The sequence below is a fragment of the Streptosporangium sp. NPDC020072 genome (genome assembly GCF_040631445.1).
GTDB lineage: Bacteria > Actinomycetota > Actinomycetes > Streptosporangiales > Streptosporangiaceae > Streptosporangium.
Genome location: NZ_JBEYAB010000010.1, coordinates 314,382 through 334,536, shown reverse-complemented (window position 1 = coordinate 334,536; position 20,155 = coordinate 314,382). Strand labels below are relative to the sequence as shown.

The following is a 20,155-nucleotide window of genomic DNA, read 5'->3' as shown; positions in this document are numbered from 1 at the left end:
GGCACTCTGACTGCCCCGGGACCACCGGGTGACCGGAAACTCACGCTCCGCGTCCACCCGGGGTCCTCCCCTTCTGGCCTTCGGGCTCCCTGAGGAGAGGCGGTCACATGAGACCACGTCTGAAGCCCGTTCTGCGTCGGGTCGCGCGCGACGAGCACACCCTGCAGTTCGGTCTGCGCCCCAGGCACGCGGTGGTGCTGACCGACCTGGAGCCCGAGGTTCGCCGCTGGGTCGAGAGCCTCGACGGCGTGCGCGACGTCGAAGGGGTGCTCGCCGGGGCGGACGAGGCAGGGCTCGGCAGGGAGAACGGCCGCGCCCTGCTCGACCTGCTGATCGACCAGGGGGTGGTCGACGACGCGGCGGCGCCACCCGGTCCGCTCCGTCTGCTCACCCTCGCCGAGCGAGACCTGCTCCAGCCCGATCTGGAGGCGCTCTCCCTCACCCCCGGCACGACGGACGGCGGCCTTGCCGTGCTGGAACGCAGGCGGGACGTCCAGGTGCGGGTGTACGGCGCGGGTCGTGTCGGCGCGCAGATCGCCGCCCTCCTCGCCGCCTCCGGGGTAGGCGGCCTGTGCGTTGTCGACTCCGGTACGGCCCGCGGCCGGGACGTCACACCGGGCGGCCTGACCTGGACGCAGGTGGGCAGAAGCAGGCAGGAGGGCGCGGTCGAGCTGGTGAAGCGGCTCGCACCCTCCATCACCGCGTGGACCGGTGATCGGGCCGCCCGGCTGGCCGACGGTGCCAGGGCACCTGACCTGGTGGTGCTCTCACCGGTCGACCCCCTCGACGACCTGCTGATCGACGAGCTCATGTCCCGACGGATCCCCCACCTGCTCGTGACCGCCTACGAGGACCTGGGGTCCATCGGTCCTCTGGTGCTGCCTGGACAGAGCACCTGTCTACGGTGTCTAGATTTGACGCGACGCGATCGTGACCCGGGATGGCCGGTCGTCAGTGCCCGTCCTGGCGGCTTGCCCGCGGGGGAGATCGGGTGTGGCGTGGTCATGTCGTCTCTTGTCGCGGCGGTGGCGACTGGGCACGCGCTCGCTTTCCTCGACGGGGAGGAGTCCGCTGTGACCAACGGCACAACGGATGTATTGCCTGACTGGCGATGGAAACGGCGATCCTGGAGTATTCATCCTCGATGTCGTTGCTTCCGAAACGAGTTGGGTTCGCCAACAATGGTCGCGTCGGCTGCTGACCGCGGCTGACAGACACCACACCGAAGGGAGGGAGCGGTGTCTCACCACGGGGGAAACGCCGCGAGCCAAGGTGAGTGACCTTCCGCGCCGCGCTGTCGCGCGATCCGCCAAGCTGGCGGCCCTGCCGATCGGATTCGCCGGCCGTACCGCCCTCGGACTGGGGAAGCGGATCGGGGGCAAGTCCGCGGAGATCGTCGCCCAGGAGATACAGGAACGCACCGCCGAGCAGATCTTCAAGGTTCTGGGAGAACTCAAGGGCGGGGCGATGAAACTCGGCCAGGCTCTGTCCATCTTCGAGGCGGCACTTCCCGCCGAGGTCGTCGGCCCCTACCGAGCGACCCTCACCAAACTCCAGGACGCCGCGCCACCGCTACCCGCCGCGACGGTGCATAAGGTACTCGTCGAGCAGTTGGGCGACGACTGGCGGGAGAACTTCCAGTCGTTCGAGGACCGTCCGACCGCCGCCGCGTCGATCGGGCAGGTGCACAAGGCCGTTTGGCACGACGGCAGAACGGTCGCCGTCAAGGTTCAGTATCCCGGCGCGGGCAAGGCACTGCTGTCCGACTTCAATCAGATCGCCAGGCTCGGCAAGCTCTTCGGGGTGCTGCTTCCCGGGCTCGACATCAAGTCCGTCCTCAGTGAGCTACGTGAGCGGATCGCCGAAGAGCTCGACTACCTGCGGGAGGCAGAGGCTCAGCACGCCTTCGCCCTGGAGTTCAAGGACGACCCCGACTTCTTGATTCCGGATGTCGTGGCGGCCAACGAGCAGGTTCTCGTCTCCGAGTGGGTCGAGGGTGTCCCGCTGTCACGGATCATCAGCGACGGCACCAAGCAGGAACGTGACCGTGCCGGTCTCCAACTGGTCCGATTCCTGTTCTGCTCGCCCGCGCGGGTCGGCATGCTCCACGCCGATCCACATCCGGGAAACTTCCGTGTCGTCGAGGACGGGCGGCTGTGCGTGCTCGACTTCGGCGCGGTCAACCGGCTGCCCGACGGCTACCCCCCGGCCTTCGGAAAGCTCACCCGGATCTTCAACAACGGCGACATGGAGACCGTGATTCAGGGGCTGCGCGACGAAGGGTTCATCCTTCCCCACATCGAGGTGGACGCCGAGGCGCTGCGAGCCTTCCTCGCCCCCTATGTCGAGCCGACCGCGGTCGAGGAGTTCACCTTCAGCCGCGAGTGGCTGCGGGAGCAGGCCGCCACGGTGACGGACCTGCGTCCGGGAAACGTGGCACGCCAGCTCAACCTGCCGGTGTCGTACGTCCTCATCCACCGTGTGCACGCGGCGGGGTTGGGCGTGCTCTGCCAGCTCGGTGCCACGGCCCCCTTCCGCGAGGAGGTGATCCGCTGGGTTCCCGGTTTCGTCGAGGAGGACCCCGAAGAGCAGGCGATCGCCGCGAGCTGACAGCTCCCCCTATTCCGAGTCCATTTCGTTCTGAAGCAGATCCCCATTCTTTCCGAGATCCGTTTCGAAGCCACACGTCATCCACGATGCCATGACCTCCGCGACGCTCCGAGACCCATGGAGCCCACCTGATCCCGGTAGCTCCTGACCGGTCTCGGCTGTCCTGGTGCTCTTTTTCTTCCTTGCACCTCAGCACCGTTCCTTTTGGTCATTCTTCTCCTCACCTGAGCCTTGGGGGATTGGCCGTACGGCCCGGGGGCGACATGGCCCGTTCAAGAAAGACTCGCCTGGTCAGGGGCGGTTTGACCGTACCTATGGAAGGGTTCGGCGTGCCCTGAAGAGTACGGCTGCACGAAAAGGGACACGCATCCGAAAGGGCCGAATATTCGAAAGATCAAACTTCTCGGAAGCGTCGGCTGCCTGTGGGATATCACAGGTTCGAAAGGACCGTGTATCCGAAAGATCTGCGCTTCCAGAAAGGCCTCCGCTCAAGGGACCATGTGTTTGGGGGAATCACGCGCTCGGGGGGTCACACGTTTGGGAGAAACACACGTTCGGGGAAGCCACATGCTCGGGGTCACATGTTTGGAGCGCGTGTTGGGGCGCGTGTTCGGAGAGGCCACACGTCCAGGAGAGCCACCTGTTCGAGAGCGTCGCGCGTTTTCGGGGCCTCGGTCGGGGTCCCTGCTGGGGGAGAACATGCGAAAGGGGTGACCCGGGGAAGGAGTCACCCCTTGGAAGTGGTTCTTGCCTGGAAGTGGCGCTCAGCCGGCGGCCCGTTCCCGGCCCGAATTTCTGGGCCTGGAATGCCTGGGCCTGGAATGTTCGGGCCCGACTGCTCGTCGCTGTTCACCGCTGCTCGTCGCTGTTCGCGACTGTGTTGCCGTTGATCGTCGCCGCTTGCTGTTGATCAACGGCGAGCGGCGACGCGCGGCGTGGATCCGTGCCGCGTGTCGCTTACCAGAGCCGAACTGAGTGGTGTTCACCGGCGTTCATCACCGTTGACCGGCGCTCATCGCCGACGAGCGCCGTTGATCAATGGTGATCAACGGCGATCGACGGCGATCGACGGTGGCCGGTGGCGATCAGACGAGGTGCAGGAGTACGTGCCGCAGCCGGGCCGAGGCGCGTTCCGCGTTCCGGCGGGCGCGCCTCAGGCGCAGTATGCCTGTCACGATGCGCTGCTCCTCCGCCTCCCGGTGAAGGGTTCGTATTCGGTCCCTCACCAGTTCTTCTTGCATAGGCAGCATGTCGAAACCGGCGGTGGCGCTGTTGGGGTAGGTCATCGGAAGTGGTCCTTTCGGGACATACGGTCTTTTTGGTTGATCAGGTTCCGCGCCGGTCAGGCGGCGACGGGGGTCTTGCGGGGACGGCCACGCGGGCGCTTCCTCGGGACGATGGCGCCCCTCAGGATGAGCTCGCCGCCCCAGACACCCCACGGCTCCTCGCGCTCAAGCGCGCGGGCCAGGCAGGCCTGCTGGATCGGGCAGCCTCCGCAGAGTGCCTTGGCGAACTCCACGTCCTCCGGAGACTCCGCGAACCAGAGGTCGGGGTCGGTACGACAGGGGATTGCGGCTTCGTCGATCAGGTCCATGATCGTCTGGGCCCCCATCTGCTTCACCTCTCAGTTAGGTGTTGGTCTTCGATTACCTCTAGGTGGGGGGACAGGAACAACGCGGACAAACAAGAAGGCCGCGAATCCTGGGTGCGGATCCGCGGCCTGAAGGCTCTTCTTCGGTCAGGTTATGACCGGAGGTTGCCTCCAGGAATACGGACCACGCCGTCCACCATTGCCGGTGTGCTTGGTCAGTGCGTAGCTGCCGCCCTCAGGAGCCAGAACGGCGCCTGCGCCTGCCGCCTTAAAGGCGGCCGGAGTGGCCGGTCGGCTGCCGAGAACTTGGGTACGGACAGTCGTGTCCTGCCGGAGCTGGGCCTCCCGCTGGACCTGGATCTCCTGTCGGAGTCTGGCCGCGGCACCATCGGCGAGGATGGCGCTCGTGCCGAACGACAGGGTCATGGCAGGGGTCATGAAGGTAAGCCCAGACTGGGACGGCATCAGAATGTTCTTCACAGCGGACTCACCTCCATTCGTGGATCGTCGGACAGGAGCGTCCGACTTGCTTGAGCATGACCCTAAACCCCGGCGACAGGGAGGGGCAACATATTTTCTACCTGCAGTTTTACCACTAACTCACACGGATCATGGCTTCCTGGACCACCGACACGGCCAGTTCCCCGGACCGGGTGAACATCTCCCCCTTCGCCAGGCCCCGGGCGGAGCTCGACCAGGGCGACTCCTGGGCGTACAGCATCCACTCGTCGACGCGGAAGGGGCGGTGGAACCACATGGCGTGGTCCAGCGAGGCTCCGGAGACGTTCGGGGTTCCCCAGGCCTGGCCGTGGGCCAGCAGCACGGTGTCCACCAGGGTGAAGTCCGAGGTGTAGGCGGCCAGCACCACGTGCAGCAGCGGGTCGTCGGGCAGCTCCGACTCGTAGCGGAACCAGACGTTCGTCGTGGAACGGCTCAGCGAGGGGTCCCGCAGGGCCTCCCAGGTAAGAGGTGTGGCGTAGCGGGCGTCGAGCGGACGCGGCCTGGCCAGCAGTTCCCGCCAGGGGGAGTCCTCGGGCATGTCCGCCAGGGCCTGCCGCATCCGCTCCGGGAAGGGCGCCAGTTCCTCGGGGCCGGGCACCTCGGGCATCGTCGTCGCCTGGTGCGCGAGGCCCGGCTCGTCGATGTGGAAGGAGGCCGACATGGTGAATATCGCCTTGCCGTGCTGGATGGCCACGACTCTGCGGGTGGTGAAGGAACGGCCGTCCCGGACGCGTTCCACGTTGTAGACGATCGGCACCGCCGGGTCGCCCGGCCTGATGAAGTAGGCGTGCAGCGAGTGGACGTGACGCTCCGGGGGGACGGTCCTGCCCGCCGCGACCAGCGCCTGGGCGGCGACCTGGCCGCCGAAGACCCGTTGGACGTCCTCGGCGGGGCTGCGTCCCCGGAAGATGTCCAACTCGATCTGCTCCAGGTCCAGCAGGTCGAGCAACTCCTTGAGAGCCTGGTTCACACGTCCTCCGTCCGGTCTGCGGCGGCACGGCAGAGAGCCAGCACCGCCTCGCCGTACCGGTCCATTTTGACGCGTCCTATCCCGGTTATAGAGAGCAGGTCCCTTTCTGTGGCCGGGGCTCGCTCCGCGATGGCCTGGAGGGTGACGTCGGTGAAGACCACGTAGACCGGAACCTTGGCCTCCCTGGCGGCCGAGGCGCGCCAGGCCTTGAGGCTCTCCAGCAGGGCCTCGTCGTAGTCGGCCGGGCAGGTGGCGCACCTGCCGAGCTTCTGCTCGGCGGCCGCGGCGAGGGTCCTGCCGCAGACACGGCAGTTGATCGGCGCGGCCACCTCACGACGCCCGGCGGACCTTCTTGAAGCCGAACCCTGGGACGCCCCTCCGGACACGAACGCGGCGAAGGCCGACGTCGCACGGCCGGACCCTCCGGAACGTCCTGTGAGGCCGTCGAGGAAGCGGGAGGGCCTCCTGGAGCGGTGCCCGCCGGGTGAGCGGGCCAACGCCCACGACAGCGCCAGGTGCTCTCTGGCCCGGGTGACGCCGACGTACAGCAGGCGGCGCTCCTCCTCGATCTGCTCCGGTGTCTTGGCGTAGACGATGGGCATCATGCCCTCGGTCATACCGACCAGGAAGACGGCGTCCCATTCGAGGCCCTTGGCGGCGTGCAGGGAGGCCAGTGTCACGCCGTCGACCGGCGGCGCGTGCTGTTCGCCCGCCCTGCGCTCCAGCTCCGCCACGAAGGCGGTCAGGTCGGCTCCTTCGGCGGCCATGTCCTCGGCGAGGTCGGCGAGGGCCCTGAGCGACTCCCACTTCTCCCGGGCCCCACCTCCGCCCGGCGGCACGGGGGTCAGGCCGATCCCGGCGAGGATGTCGCTGACGGTCGGGGCCAGTTCGTCGTCCCGCGCGGCCGAGCGGGCGGCGCCGCGCAGCAGGACGACGGCGTGGCGCACCTCCGGGCGTTCGAAGAAGCGGTCGGCCCCGCGCAGCAGGTAGGGCACGCCGACCGTGGTGAGGGCCTGCTCGTAGGCCTCCGACTGGGCGTTGACCCGGAAGAGCACGGCGATCTCGCGGGACGGGACACCGCCGTCGACGAGGGCTCGGATCGCGCGTGCCACCCCCGCGGCCTCGGCCTGCTCGTCGTCGTACTCGGTGAAGCCGGGTTCCGGACCGTCGGGGCGCTGGGCGACCAGCGTGAGCCGGTGCGGGCTCTTCGACCGGTCGATCAGCCTGTTGGCCAGGGAGACGACCTGGGGGGTCGAGCGGTAGTCACGGACCAGCTTGATCACGGCCGCCTCCGGATGCTCGACGGAGAAGCCGGTCAGATATCTGGGGGTCGCGCCGGTGAAGGAGTAGATCGTCTGGTTGGGGTCGCCGACCACGCACAGGTCGTCGCGTCCGCCGAGCCAGGTGTCGAGCAGGAGTTTCTGCAGCGGGTTGACGTCCTGGTACTCGTCGACGACGAAGTAGCGGTACTGCTGGCGGATCTGTGCCGCCACCTCACGGTGCTCGGTCATCACGGCGGCGGTGAGTTCGAGGATGGTCTCGAAGTCGACCAGGTGCCGTTCGCGGCGGAGCCGTTCGTAGGCGTCGAAGAGCCGGAAGACCTCCTCCGCGGGCACCGGCGGCGTACGGCCCGCCTTTCGCGCGGCCTCGGCGTAGTCCTCGGGGCCGATCTGGGTGGCCTTGGCCCACTCGATCTCGCCCGCGACGTCGCGCAGCTCGGCCCGGTCCGGGGCCCTTCTGACGAGTCGGAAGGCGTCGGCCAGCAGCGGCAGCTTCGACTCGATCACCTTGGGCGGGTCTCCGCCGATGACGCGCGGCCAGAAGTAGGTGAGCTGGCGCAGCGCGGCGGCGTGGAAGGTGCGGGCCTGCACCCCCGGGGCGCCGAGCGCGCGCAGCCGCTGCCTGAGCTCACCGGCGGCGCGTGTGGTGAATGTCACGGCCAGCACGCTCTGGGCGTCGACCACTCCGCTGCGCACCGCGTGGGCGACACGGTGGGTGATCGCCCGGGTCTTGCCGGTCCCCGCTCCGGCGAGCACGCAGACCGGTCCGCGTACCGCCTCGGCCACCGCCCGCTGTTCCGGATCCAGTCCCGCCAGGACGTCGTCTGTGACCACGGGGACTCCTTACACGGGTTGTACAGGCCAGCTGTGAACATCCTGGCAGTCGGTGGCCAAGCTCCGCCCATTCTGGCAACATGCCGCCGTCAACCTACGTCGTTCCAGAAGATGCGTAAAAAGGGCAGTTCCTCCACAATGAGGGGGGATTTTGGGGTCCGAGGGAAGGAAGAAACCTGTGAGAACCGCGGCGACCGTGAGCGCTCTCGCCCTGGCGGCGTTGGTGATCGGCCCCGTGGCGCTACAGACATCCTCCGCGGCGCACGCCTCCCCCGCCACGCTGGCGCACTACGGCGGCGCGTCCATCACCGCCTCGAAGGCGACCACCACGCGCAAGGCCAGGACGAAGCACTCCACCAAGGCGAAGCACTCCGCCAGGAAGGCCGATCCGAGCCCCGAGCCGTCCACGACCACCTCGGCGTCGGCCACCGCGACCTCGACCGCCAAGCCGACGCCCAGCCCGACGGCGAAACCGTCCGCCGGCGCGACCGCCAAGCCGAAGAAGCCGTCGGCCACCGCGACCCCGAGGGTCGCCTCGACCGACAACCCGCTGCTCGACGGCACCGTCATCAACACCGTCGCGTACGGCCCGCACCCCCGTCAGCGGATGGACGTCTGGCACCAGACCGACGGCCTCAAGCGGCCCGGTGTCTTCCTGATCCACGGCGGCTGGTGGTCGAGCGGCGACAAGAAGTACATGACCGCGATCACCACCAGCTACGCCGAGCAGGGTTACACGGTCTTCAACATCAACTACCGCCTGTCCGGCGACGCGGCCTGGCCCGCGCAGCGCACCGACGCGCTGGACGCCATCGCCACCGCCCGCAGGCACGCCGCCCTGTGGTCCTTCGACCCCAACAACTACGTGGTCGTCGGCTTCTCCGCGGGAGGGCACCTGGCCTCCGCCGTCGGCACCTACGGGGACGGGCTGCCCGGCCTGCGCGGGGTCGTCGGCATCTCACCGGTGACCTCGCCGATGCTGGCCTACGAGGACGGCGCGACCGACGTCTTCGACCTGAACAAGCGCAAGCTGCGTGAGTCGGCCATCCAGCTCGCCGGAGGCTGCGAACCCGTCAAGTGCCCGAAGATCTGGGCCAGCATGGAGGTCCCGAGGCACGCCAGCAAGGGCGACGTGCCGGAGCTGGCCGTACATTCCCAGGACGAGTTCGTGCCCGCCGAGCACAGTCTGCGGCTCAAGGAGCGGCTCAAGGCCGTCGGTGTGAGCATGACGGTGCTGACCGAGCCGGGAAGCGAGCACAGCACGCCGATGTACCGGCTTCCCGGGGTCGCCGAGACGGTCCAGGACTGGATCGCGGGCAAGCTCCTCTGACCGACGGAAATCCAGGCGACGGGAAGATGAACGGCTCTCACTTTGTTGCCACTGAGCGCTGAACATCTCACGAGGGGAAATCTCACGAAATGGCGCTGACGGTTTACACCGCCACCTGGTGCGGCCCATGCAAGCGGCTGAAGTCCCAGCTCACCCGCGAGGGGATCTCCTACCGGGAGATCGACATCGAGCAGAACCCCGACGCCGCGCAGTTCGTCGAGAGTGTCAACAACGGCAACCAGACCGTGCCGACCGTGCTCTTCGAGGACGGCACGTCCCTCACCAATCCCTCGGTGATCGAGGTCAAGGCCCGGTTGAACGCCTGATCACCAGTTTCCGGCAAGAGGCTCGCCGTACCAGGTCTCGATCAGCCTCCTGGCGATCGAGACCTCGGGCGGCGGAAGCACCTCGCCGCTGTCCAGCGCGGCCCGCAGTTCGGCGCGGCTGAACCAGCGGGCCTCGGAGATCTCTTCCTGGTCGACCGTGAACTCCGTCGTGACCGCCCGCGCGATGAAGCCGAGCATCAGGCTGCGCGGGAAGGGCCACGGCTGGCTGCCCAGGTAGCGGGGCTCGACGACGCGCACGCCGACCTCCTCGGCGACCTCCCTGGCCACCGCGTGCTCCAGTGACTCCCCCGGCTCGACGAAGCCCGCGAGCACCGAGAAACGGCCCTGGGGCCACTGCGGCCCCCTGGCCAGCAGGCACCGGTCCGCCTCGTCGTGCACGAGCATGATCACCGCGGGGTCGACCCGGGGGAAGTGCTGGCTGCCGTCCTCGGGACAGACCCGCACGTGCCCGCCGGAGCGCGTCTCGGTACGGCTCCCGCAGCGCGGGCAGAAGGCGTGGGTGGCGTGCCAGGCCTCAAGCGCGACCGCGTAGACCAGCAGCCCGGCGTCCAGGTCCCCCAGCAGCGAGCCGACCTGCCGCAGCCCGGCGACGACGTCCGCCCCCTCCTCGATGGCCGAGAGCGCGACGGCGGAGACGATCCGCCCGGGAAGCGCGGCGGGCCCGTCGGCCGGGAGCGATCCCGAGACGGCGAAGTAGGCGATCCCCTCGGCGTCCAGGCCGAGCAGGTAGCGCTCCCCCTGCGGCGCCTCGTCCGTGGGCAGCAGGACGAGATCGACCCCGTCTCCGTGCCGCCTGACCAGCGCCCGCCCGTCGTCGACCACGACGACCCGGGTCGCGCCGTCGGCCCACGCGCGTTCGAGCCACTCGGCGTCACCGCGTAGCGCGGCGGAGCGGTCGATCGCGCTGCGCGCGAGAAGCAGCGGCCCCAGCAGTCCTTCTTGGGTGGTGATGTCCACGTTCTTCCCCGTCTCCCAGATCGACTGGCATCCTACGACGCTCGCCGTGGACGGCTTTCCGGGGAGCGGCAAGCCGGGCATATGCGGTGAATATCCAGTCAGCCGAGCGACATGATCTCTGTACGGCTAGGATGCGGCGAGTTAGGTTAGGCTTACCTGATTCCGGGGGTCCCATGCGGCTGTACCTCACCGCGCTCAAGCCGACCGACTCGGTCACCGACGGATTCCTGCCCGCGGCACGCGCGCTGGGCTGCGACGTCACCGTTCTGACCGACAGACCGGAGCACCATCGGGACTCGGGGACCGAGGTGCTCGGCTGCGACGTCCGTGACGCCCGCGCGGTGATCGACACCGTCTCCGGCCACCACACGCCCGGCGCGATCTTCTCCAACTCCGACCACCTGCAGGCCGAGACGGCCCTGGCCGCGGCCTACTTCGGCCTGCCCGGCAAGGACTGGCGGGCCTGCGTCACCGCGAAGAACAAGGCCCTCACCCGCGCGCGCCTGGCGGAGGCGGGCGTCGAGACCGTCCGTTCGGTACGGCTCGCCCCCGGCGACCCCGTACCCCGGGACGTGCCGTTTCCCGCGGTCGTCAAACCGCGCGAGGGCGTCGCCAGTGAGGACGTCGTCCTGGTGCGGGACGACCGTGAGCTCGAAGAGGCCCTGCACGCGATCGGCGCCAGACGGCCCGGTGAGGCGCTGGTCGTCGAGGAGTACCTCGAAGGCCCACTGCACACGCTGGAGACGCTCGGCGACGGGAGCGGGACACGGGTGCTCGGCGGCTTCAGGACGACGCTCGGGCCGTTGCCGTACTTCGTCGAGGAACGACTCGACTGGGAGCCTCCACCCGCGGCAGGCCATGTGCTGCGGGCGCTGGACGCGCTCGGCGTGGGCTTCGGGGCCTGTCACACCGAATACGTGATGACGCAGGCGGGGCCCAGGATCATCGAGGTCAACTACCGCGTGATCGGCGACCACTGTGACCTCCTGCTCGGCAACCTGCTCGGCGTTCCGCTGTTCGAGAGGATCCTCGGCGTCCACCTGGGCCTGCCGGCCGGGGACCTGGGCGGTGCCCGGGAGCACGGGACCGCGCTGAGCGTGGTCGCGGAGCGGGCCGGGACCGTCGTCTCCGCTCCGGGAGTGGTCGCCCCCGCCCCCGGCGCCCGGGTCAGGCTCTGGCACCGGCCGCTGCGCGCCGTCGGCGACCGGATCGAACCGACCAACACCAACCGTGACTATCTGGGGGTCGTCCGCGCGATCGGGCCCGACCGGGTGAGCGTCGACGCCGCCCTGACGGCCTTCGCGGCGGACAGACCGTGGGTGATCGCGTGACCGCGCGGGAACGGTACCTCGCCGCGCGTGTCCTGGACGCGCTGCTGCGCGAGGACTACGGCGGCCTGGCCGGGCGGATCACCGGGAACAGGGGCGGCGTCACCCTGGCCCTGGCCGGTGGGCGCGGGGTGCGCCTGGTGCCGGGGTCGCTCTTCCAGGACTTCGTGGTCGCCCCCGAGGAGACGCTCGGCCTGCGCGAGGTCCTGCTGACCCTCGGGGAGGTCGCCCCGCCGGAGGACGGCCCGGGGATCGAGGCGTTCGCCCAGGAGTGCGAGCAGGCGCTGCGCGCCCTGGAGCTGCACGCCGCCCACCGGGAGCGGGTGCTCGGCCTGCTGGCCGCCGCCGGGCCCGGGGAGCGGCTGGACGCCGTACGGTACGAGACGCTGGCCGCCTTCGTCGACCATCCGGTCTATCCGACGGCGCGGTGCAGGAACGGGCTGTCCGACGACGAGCTGACGGCCTACGCGCCGGAGTTCGCGCCCTCCTTCGAGCTGCGCTGGGCGGCCGTGCCCCGGGAACGGGCGCGCGGCGCGGCCATGCCGTACGCGCCGGGCTTCGCGGAGGTGGGGCTGCCGTCGTCCCTGGCGCGCACACATGTGCTCTTCCCCGTGCACCCGCTCACCGTTCCCGTGGTCGAGGAGATCCCGTGGGCGGTCGTGGGGGCGCGGCCGTACCTGGAGGTCAGGCCGACGCTGTCGACGCGCACGGTCGCGCTCGACGCGGGCACGCACGTGAAGCTGCCGCTGCCGACCAGCACGCTGGGACTGCGCAACCGGCGCTCCATCAAACCGGGCACGCTCGCCGACGGCGCCAGGGCGGAGCTGCTGCTGCGGCTGCTGCCGCACCCGGGGGTGCTGCTGGCCGACGAGCAGACCTACGGCCACGCGGACCACGAGTATCTCGGCTGGCTCCTGCGCCGCCTGCCGCCCGGCGAGATCGTCCCGGTGGCCGCGCTGCCCGCGCCGACCCCCCGGGGCGTGCCCGTCGTGGAGGAGCTGGCCGGACGGTGGTACGGCGGGGACGTCACGGCGCTGCTCGGCGCCTACCTCAGGCTGCTGTTCGGCTTCCAGGTGCGGCTCTTCGTCCGGTACGGCACCGCCCTGGAGGCCCACCAGCAGAACCTGGCCCTGGTGCTGGGGAACGGTCCGGCCAGGCTGCTGGTCAAGGACAACGACGGGTTGCTGACCTCACCGGACCGGCTGCTGGCCGAGGGCGTCGCGGTGCCGGACTTCACCGACGAGCGGATGCTGACCGACGACCCGCACGCGCTCGCCGACGTGTTCGTGACGATCACGCTGCACCTGGCCGCGGCGGCGGTCGCCTTCTGCGCGCTGCCGCCGGCGCGGGCCTGCCTGCTGGTCCGCGACACGCTCGGGGAGGCGCTCGCCGAGTACGGCGACGACCCGATGGCCCGGCTGCTGCGGGCCAGGACCCTTGAGGCGGCCAGGCTCGTCGGCAAGTCGATGGTCGTCGCCGGGACCCTGGTCGACAAGGCGCGTACCGGGGCCCGTGACGTGAACAAGTTCTACGGCACCAGCGGGCCCAACTACCTGCGCCACCCTCCTGCGGCCATCCAGAACATGACGATGCGAAGGATTCCATGACCGGCCTCGCGCTCGACCCCTGCTCCGCGGCCGTCTCCCCCGCGGCCGTCGCCGAGGAGGCGACGCTCGCCGCGCTGCTGCGCTGCTGCGTCAGGGAGGTCGCCGGGCCTCGCGGACAGGTCTGGCACGCCGAGCCGTACGTGCTGCTGCGGGTCGGCGGCACCGTGCTGCGGGCCAGGACGCACGGCGGGCTCGCGCTGCGCTTGGCGGGCCGCCCTGACTGGCTCGACGGGGGCGCCTGGCGCCCGCTCGACGCCGACCGGCTCGTCGGGCTCGTGGAGAGCGAGCTGGGCGGGACGAACGAGGAGTTCGCCGCCCAGGTCGGCGCGAGCAGGCGGGCCATGGCGGCGCTGCTCGCGGCCAGGCGGAGCGGGCGGGAACCGGCCGACCCGTGGCTGGCCTCCGAGCAGCGGCTGGTCTTCGGGCACCCGTTCCATCCGAGTCCCAAGGCCCACGACGGGGCGGGCTGGCTGCGCTACGCGCCCGAGGCGCACGCGAGCTTCCCGCTCCGGCTGCTCGGGGTCCGCGACGACGTGCTGGCCGAGGCGGGTGAGACCGGGCGGCTCGACGAGCTCGGCCCGGCGCCCGAGGGGTACACGATCCTGCCCGCGCACCCGTGGCAGCTCGACCTGCTCGCCGACGACCTCGCCGTGCCGCTGGCCGACGGCCGCCTGGTCGACCTGGGGTACGGCTCCCGCCCTGCGGTTCCCACCTCCTCGGTCCGTACGGTCTACGACCCCGGGATCGACCGGTGCCTGAAGTTCAGCCTGGATGTGCGGATCACCAACTGCGTCAGGAAGAACGCGTGGTACGAACTGGCCGGAGCGGTCGAGCTGACCCGGCGCCTCGGGCCGGTCTTCGACGACCTGGCCGCCTCCTTCCCCGGGACGCGCTGGCTGAGCGAGCCCGGCTACCGCTCGGCGAACCTGGGCACCCGGCTGTTCGAAGGGCTCGGTGTGATCATCCGTACCAGCCCGTGGTCGGTGTGCAGGCCGGGGGTGACCCCGCTGCTGAGTGGCGCGCTGGCCGTGCCCGGATCCGGGCCCGCCGACCCGGCCGGTTGGTGGCGGGCCTATGTCGAGTGCGTCGCGCTCCCGGTGCTTGAGGCCTACCTGGAGCACGGCGTGGTGCTCGAACCGCACCTGCAGAACGTGCTGGTCGGCGTGGACGCGTCGGGGTCGCCGGTCGAGGCGGTCTTCCGCGACCTGGAGGGGACCAAGCTCGTGGCGGGCAGGCACGACCTGTCCGGACTGCCCTCGCGGGTCGCCGAGGCGCTCACCTACGATTCCGGGCCGGGGTGGGACCGGGTGGTCTACTGCCTGATGGTCAACCATCTGTCCGAGATCGCCGCCTCTCTGGCGGGCGACGGCCCGGTGCGGGAGCTGTGGGCGGTCGCCGGGGAGGTGCTGGCCGGATACGCGGGCTCCAGGGGGTGGCCGCGTCCGCTGGCGGACCTGCTGGCCGGGGCGCCGCTGCCGGCCAAGGCCAACCTCTCGGTGCGGTGGGCGCGCTCGGCCGACCGCCGGGCCGGGTACGTCCCGGTCGCCAACCCATTGGCGATGCTCTCCTAGAGCTCTCCTGGCCCCTCCTGGCCCCTCCTGGGCCCTCCTGGCTTCCGTCCGGCTCACATGCCCGGCGCCGGTTTCCTCCGGTAGCCGGGCTTTTCTCTGGGTGATTTATCACGCCATCCACACATATCTCTCCTACTGAGCGACAACCGCGACCATCCAAGAAATATGGATAAAATCCACCTTCCATATGACACAAGAAGCCGAAATAAGCGGCAGAACACACCAGTCAATTCTTTGATCTTCGTTAATAAACCAAAAGCATCACTGTAACGATCACCGGGTACTTCACCCCTGCCGCCATCAGGCGGATCATGTATCCGAAATCATCAACGACATGGAATGCGATGACTTCTAGTGGTACCGGACGGGCTTCCACCGTCGACTCCAGCAGGTACGTACGGGGATTGATCACCACGGCGGCGACAATCGGTACTTTCCTCGCGCTTGCCTCCCAGTCGCTGGCGAACGCCGCGACCCCTGGCTCGGAAAGCGCCCTGCAGGGCAAGCCCGCGGGCCTCGCCACGCGCGGTGAGACTTTCCATATCGGCAGCCTCTCCTCCAGATGGTGTGGGTGCTGGAGAAGGCATTGCAGGTGCCACAACGGCCGTAACGGCCACAATGGCCGTAACGGCCGGGATGGCCACAATGGCCGGGATGGACGCGACGGTAAGACAGGGCCCCGAGGCCCTCAGGGACCGCAGGGTGTCCCCGGAACCCCGGGTGGGCCCCCCGGACCTCCCGGGCCTGCCGGGCCTGCCGGACCTCCCGGGCCTCCCGGGCCTCCTGGACCTCCCGGGCCCGCTGGAGCCGCCGGTCCTGCCGGCCCCGCAGGCCCCGCAGGCCCTGCCGGTCGCGAGGCCGGACCGCGGGGTCCCGCAGGCCCTGCCGGAGCCACTGGTCCCGCAGGCCCTGCCGGTCCCGCAGGTCCCGCAGGACCCACAGGTCTCACTGGTCCTGAAGGACCCGCAGGTCCCACAGGGCCTGAAGGGCCCGCAGGACCTGCAGGCCCCACAGGCCTCACTGGTCCTGAAGGACCCGCAGGACCCGAAGGACCCGAAGGACCCGAAGGACCCACAGGACCTGAAGGGCCCACAGGACCTGAAGGGCCCACAGGCCTCACTGGTCCTGAAGGACCCGCAGGACCCGAAGGACCCGAAGGACCCAGAGGACCCGCAGGACCCAGAGGACCCGAGGGGCCCGAGGGACCTCCTGGGTGTCATGTACCTGAGAAGCCTCGGTGTCATGGGCCCCACAAGCCCCATGAGCCCCGCAAGCCCTGCGAGCCCTACAATCCCTGCGAGCCCCACAAGCCCGGCTGGACCGCAGGGCCCAGCGGAGTCGGCTGGACCGCAGGACCCAGCGGGGCAGGCTGGACCGCGGGCCCCAGCGGAGTCGCCTGGACCGCAGGGCCCAGCAGGGTCGGCTGAACCGCTGCCCGCTCCCACCGCCTGTCCATCCGGGCAACCGCACCCCGCTCAGTGACGAGGTGGTGCCCTGACGGGTCCGGCCCCCTTCAGGGGGCGAGGAGACGAACCGGATGCCGTGCCCGACCCATCGGGCGCGGCATCCGCGTTTCCCCGGCCGGGCCGTACTCAGTCGTCGAGGTAGCGCAGGATCGCCAGCACCCTGCGGTTGTAGCCGGGGTCGCGCGGCAGGCCGAGTTTGTCCGTGATCGCGTTGATGTGCTTCTCCACGGTGCTCAGTGACACGTGCAGGCGTCCGGCGATCGCCGCGTTGACGAAGCCCTGCGCCAGGAGGCCGAGCACCTCGCGCTCGCGCCCGCTCAGGCCGTCCAGCGGGTCGGTGCGGGTGGTTCGGGCGAGCAGCTGGCGCACCACCTCCGGGTCGAAGACCGTCCCGCCCGCGTGCACCCGCTCCAGCGACTCCAGGAAGTCGGCGACCTCGGAGACACGGTCCTTGAGCAGGTATCCGACCCGTCCCCCCGCCCCGGAGAGAAGGGTCGCGGCGTAGGTCTTCTCCACGTACTGCGACAGCAGCAGGACACCGACCTCGGGCCTGCGCCCACGGATCTCCAGGGCCGCGCGCACCCCCTCGTCGGTGTGGGTCGGCGGCATCCGCACGTCGATCACGGCCACGTCGGGGCGGTGCCGTTCGACGGCGTCGAGCAGCGCCCGCGCGTCGCCGACGGCCGCGACCACCTCGTGCCCGGCCTCGTCGAGCAGCCGGACCAGGCCCTCGCGGAGCAGTACCGAGTCGTCGGCCAGGATCAGCCGCACGGCACGTCCCTCGGCAGCGTCGCGACGACCCTGGTCGGCCCGCCGGGCGGGCTGTGGACGTCGAAGGTGCCGTCGAGCGCCAGGACCCGCCTGGCCAGGCCGGACAGTCCGCCGCCCGAGGGGTCGGCGCCACCCGCTCCGTCGTCTGAGATCGTCACGCTCACCGTCCGTTCGTCCTCGGCCACGACGACCAGGATTTCACGCGCGTCCGCGTGCTTGACGGCGTTGGTGATCGCCTCCCTGGCGACGAAGTACAGGGCCGTCTCGATCGCGGAGGCAGGGCGCCCGGCCAGCCCGTAGTGCACGGTGACCGGCACCTGCGACCGTTCCGCGACGCCGGCGAGCGCGGCGCGCAGGCCGAGTTCGTCCAGGGCGGTCGGGTAGATCCGCCAGGCCACGCTGCGCAGTTCGTCGAGCAGGCGGCGAGACTCGGCGTAGGCCTCCTCGACCAGCGCCGCGGTCCTGGCCTGGTCGGGATTGCCCCGGGCCCGGCCGAGCAGCATGGCCAGCGCGACGCCCCGCTGTTGCACGCCGTCGTGCAGGTCGCGCTCGATCCTGCGCCGTTCGTCGTCCACGGCCCTGACGACGCCCGAGCGGGTCGCGGTCAGTTCGGCGATGCGCCTGCGCATCAACTCCCGCGTGCCGGGACCGAGGAAGTGGTCGGCCAGGCGCCGTTCCACAGCCCCCGCGGCGAGAAGCCAGAGCACGGTCAGGGCCAGCACGACCGTCCCTCCGGCGAGGCCGAGCACCCCGTCGCTGGTCACCAGCCGCACCCCCGGCAGGTGCACCGGTACGGCCCGCGCCCTGTCCCCGGCCAGGTTCCACAGGCCGCCGAAGAGGAACAGCCCGCCGAGGAACAGCCCGGCGGCGCTGCCGTACCCGGCGAGGAGGCCGAAGAGGGCGCGGACGGCGAGATAGCGACGGCCGTCCCGCCGGGGGTGCCCGGTCGTCTCGTGGTCGAACCAGGCGGCCAGCCTCGCCCGTTCGAGGGCGGTCAGCCGGTTCAGGATCCGCTCGACGCCGGGCCGTACGGCGGGCACCGGGTGGACGAGCGCCGCCGCGCACAGGAAGAGCAGTTCGACGAGGCCCAGCACGGCGCCCGCGAGCACCCCGACCAGGGCGCGGGTGATCCGGTTACCTGACACGGGCGCGCAGTCTATGCGTCCCTGCGGCGCAGTACGGCATAGCCGGCGACCGTGGCGGCCGCCGTCCAGACCAGCAGCCACACCAGCCCCTGCGTGGCCGGGTAGGGCACCGGGCCGCCCATCGGGGTGTCCGAGCTGCCCATGAAGGCCAGGCCAGCGAACAGCGGCATGCGCAGCGAGGCTTCGAAGCCGATCGAGGTGCCCGTCATCACCAGCAGCAGCGGTGCGCCCATCAGCAGCATGAACGCCGTGGTCAGGGTGCCCGCCGCGCTGCGCGTCGCGACTCCCACGCCCAGCGTCGTCACCGAGACCAGGGCGAGGAAGACGCCCACGCCCAGCAGGTCGGGGACGACCTCGGCGGGCGGCGCCGTCACCCGGCCGCCGAACACCTCCGCGGACAACACCAGGTGGACCACCGCCGTCGCCACACCTGCGGCGACCACCCCGGCGACGAACGTCACCGGCGCCAGTACCAGCGCCTTGGCGGCGAGCACCCGGCCCCGGATCGGCGTCGCCTGCAACGTGGTCCTGATGCCTCCCGAGGCGTACTCGGGGGTGATCGTCAGCATCGCCAGCGCGACCAGGCCGAACTGGGCGAACGCCGTCGCCGAGGTCACCGGATCGCTGGCGGACAGAGTGCCGGCCAGGTCCCGGCGCACCATCTCCGTCGCCGTCCCGCCGCCGATCGCCAGCGAGCCGAGCACCATGAGCGCCGTGGTGCAGGCCAGGCACCACCAGGTCGAGCGGACCGAGCGCAGCTTCACCCACTCGCCGCCGATCGCCTGAAACAGCTCTCTCACCGACGTGTTCACGCCCGCCCCTTCCGTGCGCCGTACTCGACGCTGTCGGCCGTCAGTTCCTGGTAGGCCTGTTCCAGGGAGGCCTCGCGGTGGCGTAGTTCGTGCAGCCTGATGCCCGCCTCGTGCGCCAGGTCGCCGACGCGCTCCGCCGTGGCTCCGGTGACGACCAGCTCGTTCTCCCCCGGCCGTTCCCAGTGCAGGCCCGCGGCGCCGAGCCGTACGGCCAGGTCGTCCGTGTGCGGGGTGCGGACGACCACCGCGCCCAGCGAGCCGCGCGCGATGATCTCGGCCAGCGGCGCGTCCGCGATCAGCCGTCCCCTGCCGATCACCACGAGGTGGTCGGCGGTGAGCTGCATCTCGCTCATCAGGTGACTGGAGACGAAGACCGTCCTGCCCTCGTCGGCCAGGGAGCGCATCAGGTCGCGCACCCAGCGCACACCGTCGGGGTCGAGGCCGTTGACGGGTTCGTCGAACATGAGCACCTCGGGGTCGCCGAGCAGGGCGCCCGCGATGCCGAGCCGCTGGCTCATGCCCAGCGAGAGCGCGCCCGCCCGCCTGCGCGCCGCCTGCCCGAGCCCGACCGTCTCCAGGACCTCCGTGACCCGGCGGCGCGGGATGCCGTTGCTGCGGGCCAGTGCCGTCAGGTGCGCCCGGCCGCTGCGCCCGGGGTGCAGGGCGCGCGCGTCCAGCAGCGCGCCGACCGTCCGCAGCGGGTTCCTGATCCGGTGGTACGGCAGGCCGCCGATGAGCGCCGTGCCCGAGGTCGGGTGGTCGAGTCCGAGGATCAGGCGCATTGTCGTGGATTTCCCCGCCCCGTTCGGGCCGAGGAACCCGGTGACCGCGCCCTGCCTGACCTCAAGGGACAGGTCGTCGATCACCGTCCGATCGCCGTACCGTTTGCGCAGGCCGTTGAGTCTGATCATGCCCGCAACGCTAGGCGGGCCCCGGGGTGGTGACCATGGAGGCGATCCTCCGACCTCGATGGCGGAAACCCGTAACCGCGTGACCGTGCGGGCCGTCCGGGGAGGGGCGGACGGCCCGCACGGA

Annotated in this window: 17 protein-coding genes; 7 read left to right on the top strand and 10 right to left on the bottom strand. The window is 70.4% G+C overall.

What is annotated here, in order from left to right:
- The first annotated feature begins 107 nt into the window (after positions 1 to 107).
- Positions 108 to 1,211 (top strand): ThiF family adenylyltransferase, encoded by a 1,104-nt coding sequence (locus ABZ470_RS25585; RefSeq protein ID WP_352016222.1) that lies wholly within the window; start codon positions 108 to 110, stop codon positions 1,209 to 1,211.
- A 61-nt stretch (positions 1,212 to 1,272) separates the two neighbouring features.
- Entirely contained in the window at positions 1,273 to 2,610 is a 1,338-nt protein-coding gene (locus ABZ470_RS25580; RefSeq protein ID WP_362914316.1) for an AarF/UbiB family protein, read from the top strand.
- A gap of 1,342 nt (positions 2,611 to 3,952) precedes the next feature.
- Here the strand turns inward: ABZ470_RS25580 and ABZ470_RS25575 are convergent.
- The 4 genes from ABZ470_RS25575 to ABZ470_RS25560 all read right to left on the bottom strand — a co-directional run bounded on the left by ABZ470_RS25575 (position 3,953) and on the right by ABZ470_RS25560 (position 7,786).
- Complete coding sequence (locus ABZ470_RS25575; RefSeq protein WP_184718892.1) at positions 3,953 to 4,222, bottom strand: WhiB family transcriptional regulator; 270 nt, start codon at positions 4,220 to 4,222, stop codon at positions 3,953 to 3,955.
- Positions 4,223 to 4,348: 126 nt separating this feature from the next.
- Positions 4,349 to 4,681, bottom strand: coding sequence for a hypothetical protein (locus tag ABZ470_RS25570; protein WP_362914314.1), 333 nt, complete (start codon positions 4,679 to 4,681; stop codon positions 4,349 to 4,351).
- Positions 4,682 to 4,796: 115 nt separating this feature from the next.
- Entirely contained in the window at positions 4,797 to 5,672 is an 876-nt protein-coding gene (gene tesB / locus ABZ470_RS25565; protein WP_352016225.1) for an acyl-CoA thioesterase II, read from the bottom strand.
- Positions 5,669 to 7,786 carry an ATP-dependent DNA helicase UvrD2 gene (locus ABZ470_RS25560; protein WP_362914312.1) on the bottom strand — a complete coding sequence of 706 codons (2,118 nt, stop codon included), beginning with the start codon at positions 7,784 to 7,786 and terminating at the stop codon, positions 5,669 to 5,671. Before ABZ470_RS25560 ends, tesB begins: the two co-directional genes overlap by 4 nt.
- A gap of 178 nt (positions 7,787 to 7,964) precedes the next feature.
- On the opposite strand from ABZ470_RS25560, the gene ABZ470_RS25555 reads away from it, so the two are divergent.
- Positions 7,965 to 9,116: an alpha/beta hydrolase gene (locus tag ABZ470_RS25555; RefSeq protein WP_352016227.1), complete on the top strand. Its 1,152-nt coding sequence runs from the start codon at positions 7,965 to 7,967 to the stop codon at positions 9,114 to 9,116.
- Between the two features lie 89 nt (positions 9,117 to 9,205).
- Positions 9,206 to 9,442 (top strand): mycoredoxin, encoded by a 237-nt coding sequence (locus ABZ470_RS25550; protein ID WP_184718882.1) that lies wholly within the window; start codon positions 9,206 to 9,208, stop codon positions 9,440 to 9,442.
- Here the strand turns inward: ABZ470_RS25550 and nudC are convergent, their stop codons facing one another.
- Complete coding sequence (nudC, locus tag ABZ470_RS25545; protein ID WP_352016273.1) at positions 9,443 to 10,420, bottom strand: NAD(+) diphosphatase; 978 nt, start codon at positions 10,418 to 10,420, stop codon at positions 9,443 to 9,445.
- 173 nt (positions 10,421 to 10,593) lie between these two features.
- Here nudC and ABZ470_RS25540 point away from each other — a divergent pair, with 173 nt between their 5' ends.
- Genes ABZ470_RS25540 through ABZ470_RS25530 form a run of 3 tightly spaced genes read left to right on the top strand, consistent with a single transcriptional unit; the run spans position 10,594 to position 14,926 of the window.
- Positions 10,594 to 11,751 carry an ATP-grasp domain-containing protein gene (locus ABZ470_RS25540; RefSeq protein ID WP_362914310.1) on the top strand — a complete coding sequence of 386 codons (1,158 nt, stop codon included), beginning with the start codon at positions 10,594 to 10,596 and terminating at the stop codon, positions 11,749 to 11,751.
- Positions 11,736 to 13,355 (top strand): IucA/IucC family protein, encoded by a 1,620-nt coding sequence (locus ABZ470_RS25535; RefSeq protein ID WP_362914308.1) that lies wholly within the window; start codon positions 11,736 to 11,738, stop codon positions 13,353 to 13,355. The genes ABZ470_RS25540 and ABZ470_RS25535 overlap by 16 nt, the downstream gene beginning before the upstream one ends.
- A complete protein-coding gene (locus tag ABZ470_RS25530) occupies positions 13,352 to 14,926 on the top strand; it encodes an IucA/IucC family protein (protein WP_362914306.1) in 1,575 nt (524 codons plus the stop codon). The genes ABZ470_RS25535 and ABZ470_RS25530 overlap by 4 nt, the downstream gene beginning before the upstream one ends.
- Positions 14,927 to 15,170: 244 nt before the next feature.
- Here the strand turns inward: ABZ470_RS25530 and ABZ470_RS25525 are convergent, their stop codons facing one another.
- From ABZ470_RS25525 to ABZ470_RS25505, 5 genes are all read right to left on the bottom strand, one after another.
- Entirely contained in the window at positions 15,171 to 15,341 is a 171-nt protein-coding gene (locus ABZ470_RS25525; protein ID WP_362914304.1) for a hypothetical protein, read from the bottom strand.
- Between the two features lie 1,177 nt (positions 15,342 to 16,518).
- Positions 16,519 to 17,163, bottom strand: a complete 645-nt coding sequence (locus ABZ470_RS25520) for a response regulator transcription factor (RefSeq protein ID WP_352016232.1) — start codon at positions 17,161 to 17,163, stop codon at positions 16,519 to 16,521.
- Positions 17,154 to 18,308, bottom strand: a complete 1,155-nt coding sequence (locus ABZ470_RS25515) for a histidine kinase (RefSeq protein ID WP_362914301.1) — start codon at positions 18,306 to 18,308, stop codon at positions 17,154 to 17,156. The genes ABZ470_RS25520 and ABZ470_RS25515 overlap by 10 nt, the downstream gene beginning before the upstream one ends.
- An 11-nt stretch (positions 18,309 to 18,319) precedes the next feature.
- On the bottom strand, positions 18,320 to 19,120 hold the full coding sequence (locus ABZ470_RS25510; protein WP_362914299.1) for an ABC transporter permease: 801 nt from the start codon (positions 19,118 to 19,120) through the stop codon (positions 18,320 to 18,322).
- Positions 19,117 to 20,031, bottom strand: coding sequence for an ATP-binding cassette domain-containing protein (locus ABZ470_RS25505; protein ID WP_362914297.1), 915 nt, complete (start codon positions 20,029 to 20,031; stop codon positions 19,117 to 19,119). Before ABZ470_RS25505 ends, ABZ470_RS25510 begins: the two co-directional genes overlap by 4 nt.
- Between the last annotated feature and the right edge of the window lie 124 nt (positions 20,032 to 20,155).

Coding starts and splice junctions, on each gene's coding strand:
- ABZ470_RS25585 (WP_352016222.1), top strand. CDS start 108: ATGAGACCACGTCTGAAGCCCGTTCTGCGTCGGGTCGCGCGCGACGAG.
- ABZ470_RS25575 (WP_184718892.1), bottom strand. CDS start 4,222: ATGGGGGCCCAGACGATCATGGACCTGATCGACGAAGCCGCAATCCCC.
- ABZ470_RS25550 (WP_184718882.1), top strand. CDS start 9,206: ATGGCGCTGACGGTTTACACCGCCACCTGGTGCGGCCCATGCAAGCGG.
- ABZ470_RS25540 (WP_362914310.1), top strand. CDS start 10,594: ATGCGGCTGTACCTCACCGCGCTCAAGCCGACCGACTCGGTCACCGAC.
- ABZ470_RS25530 (WP_362914306.1), top strand. CDS start 13,352: ATGACCGGCCTCGCGCTCGACCCCTGCTCCGCGGCCGTCTCCCCCGCG.
- ABZ470_RS25505 (WP_362914297.1), bottom strand. CDS start 20,031: ATGATCAGACTCAACGGCCTGCGCAAACGGTACGGCGATCGGACGGTG.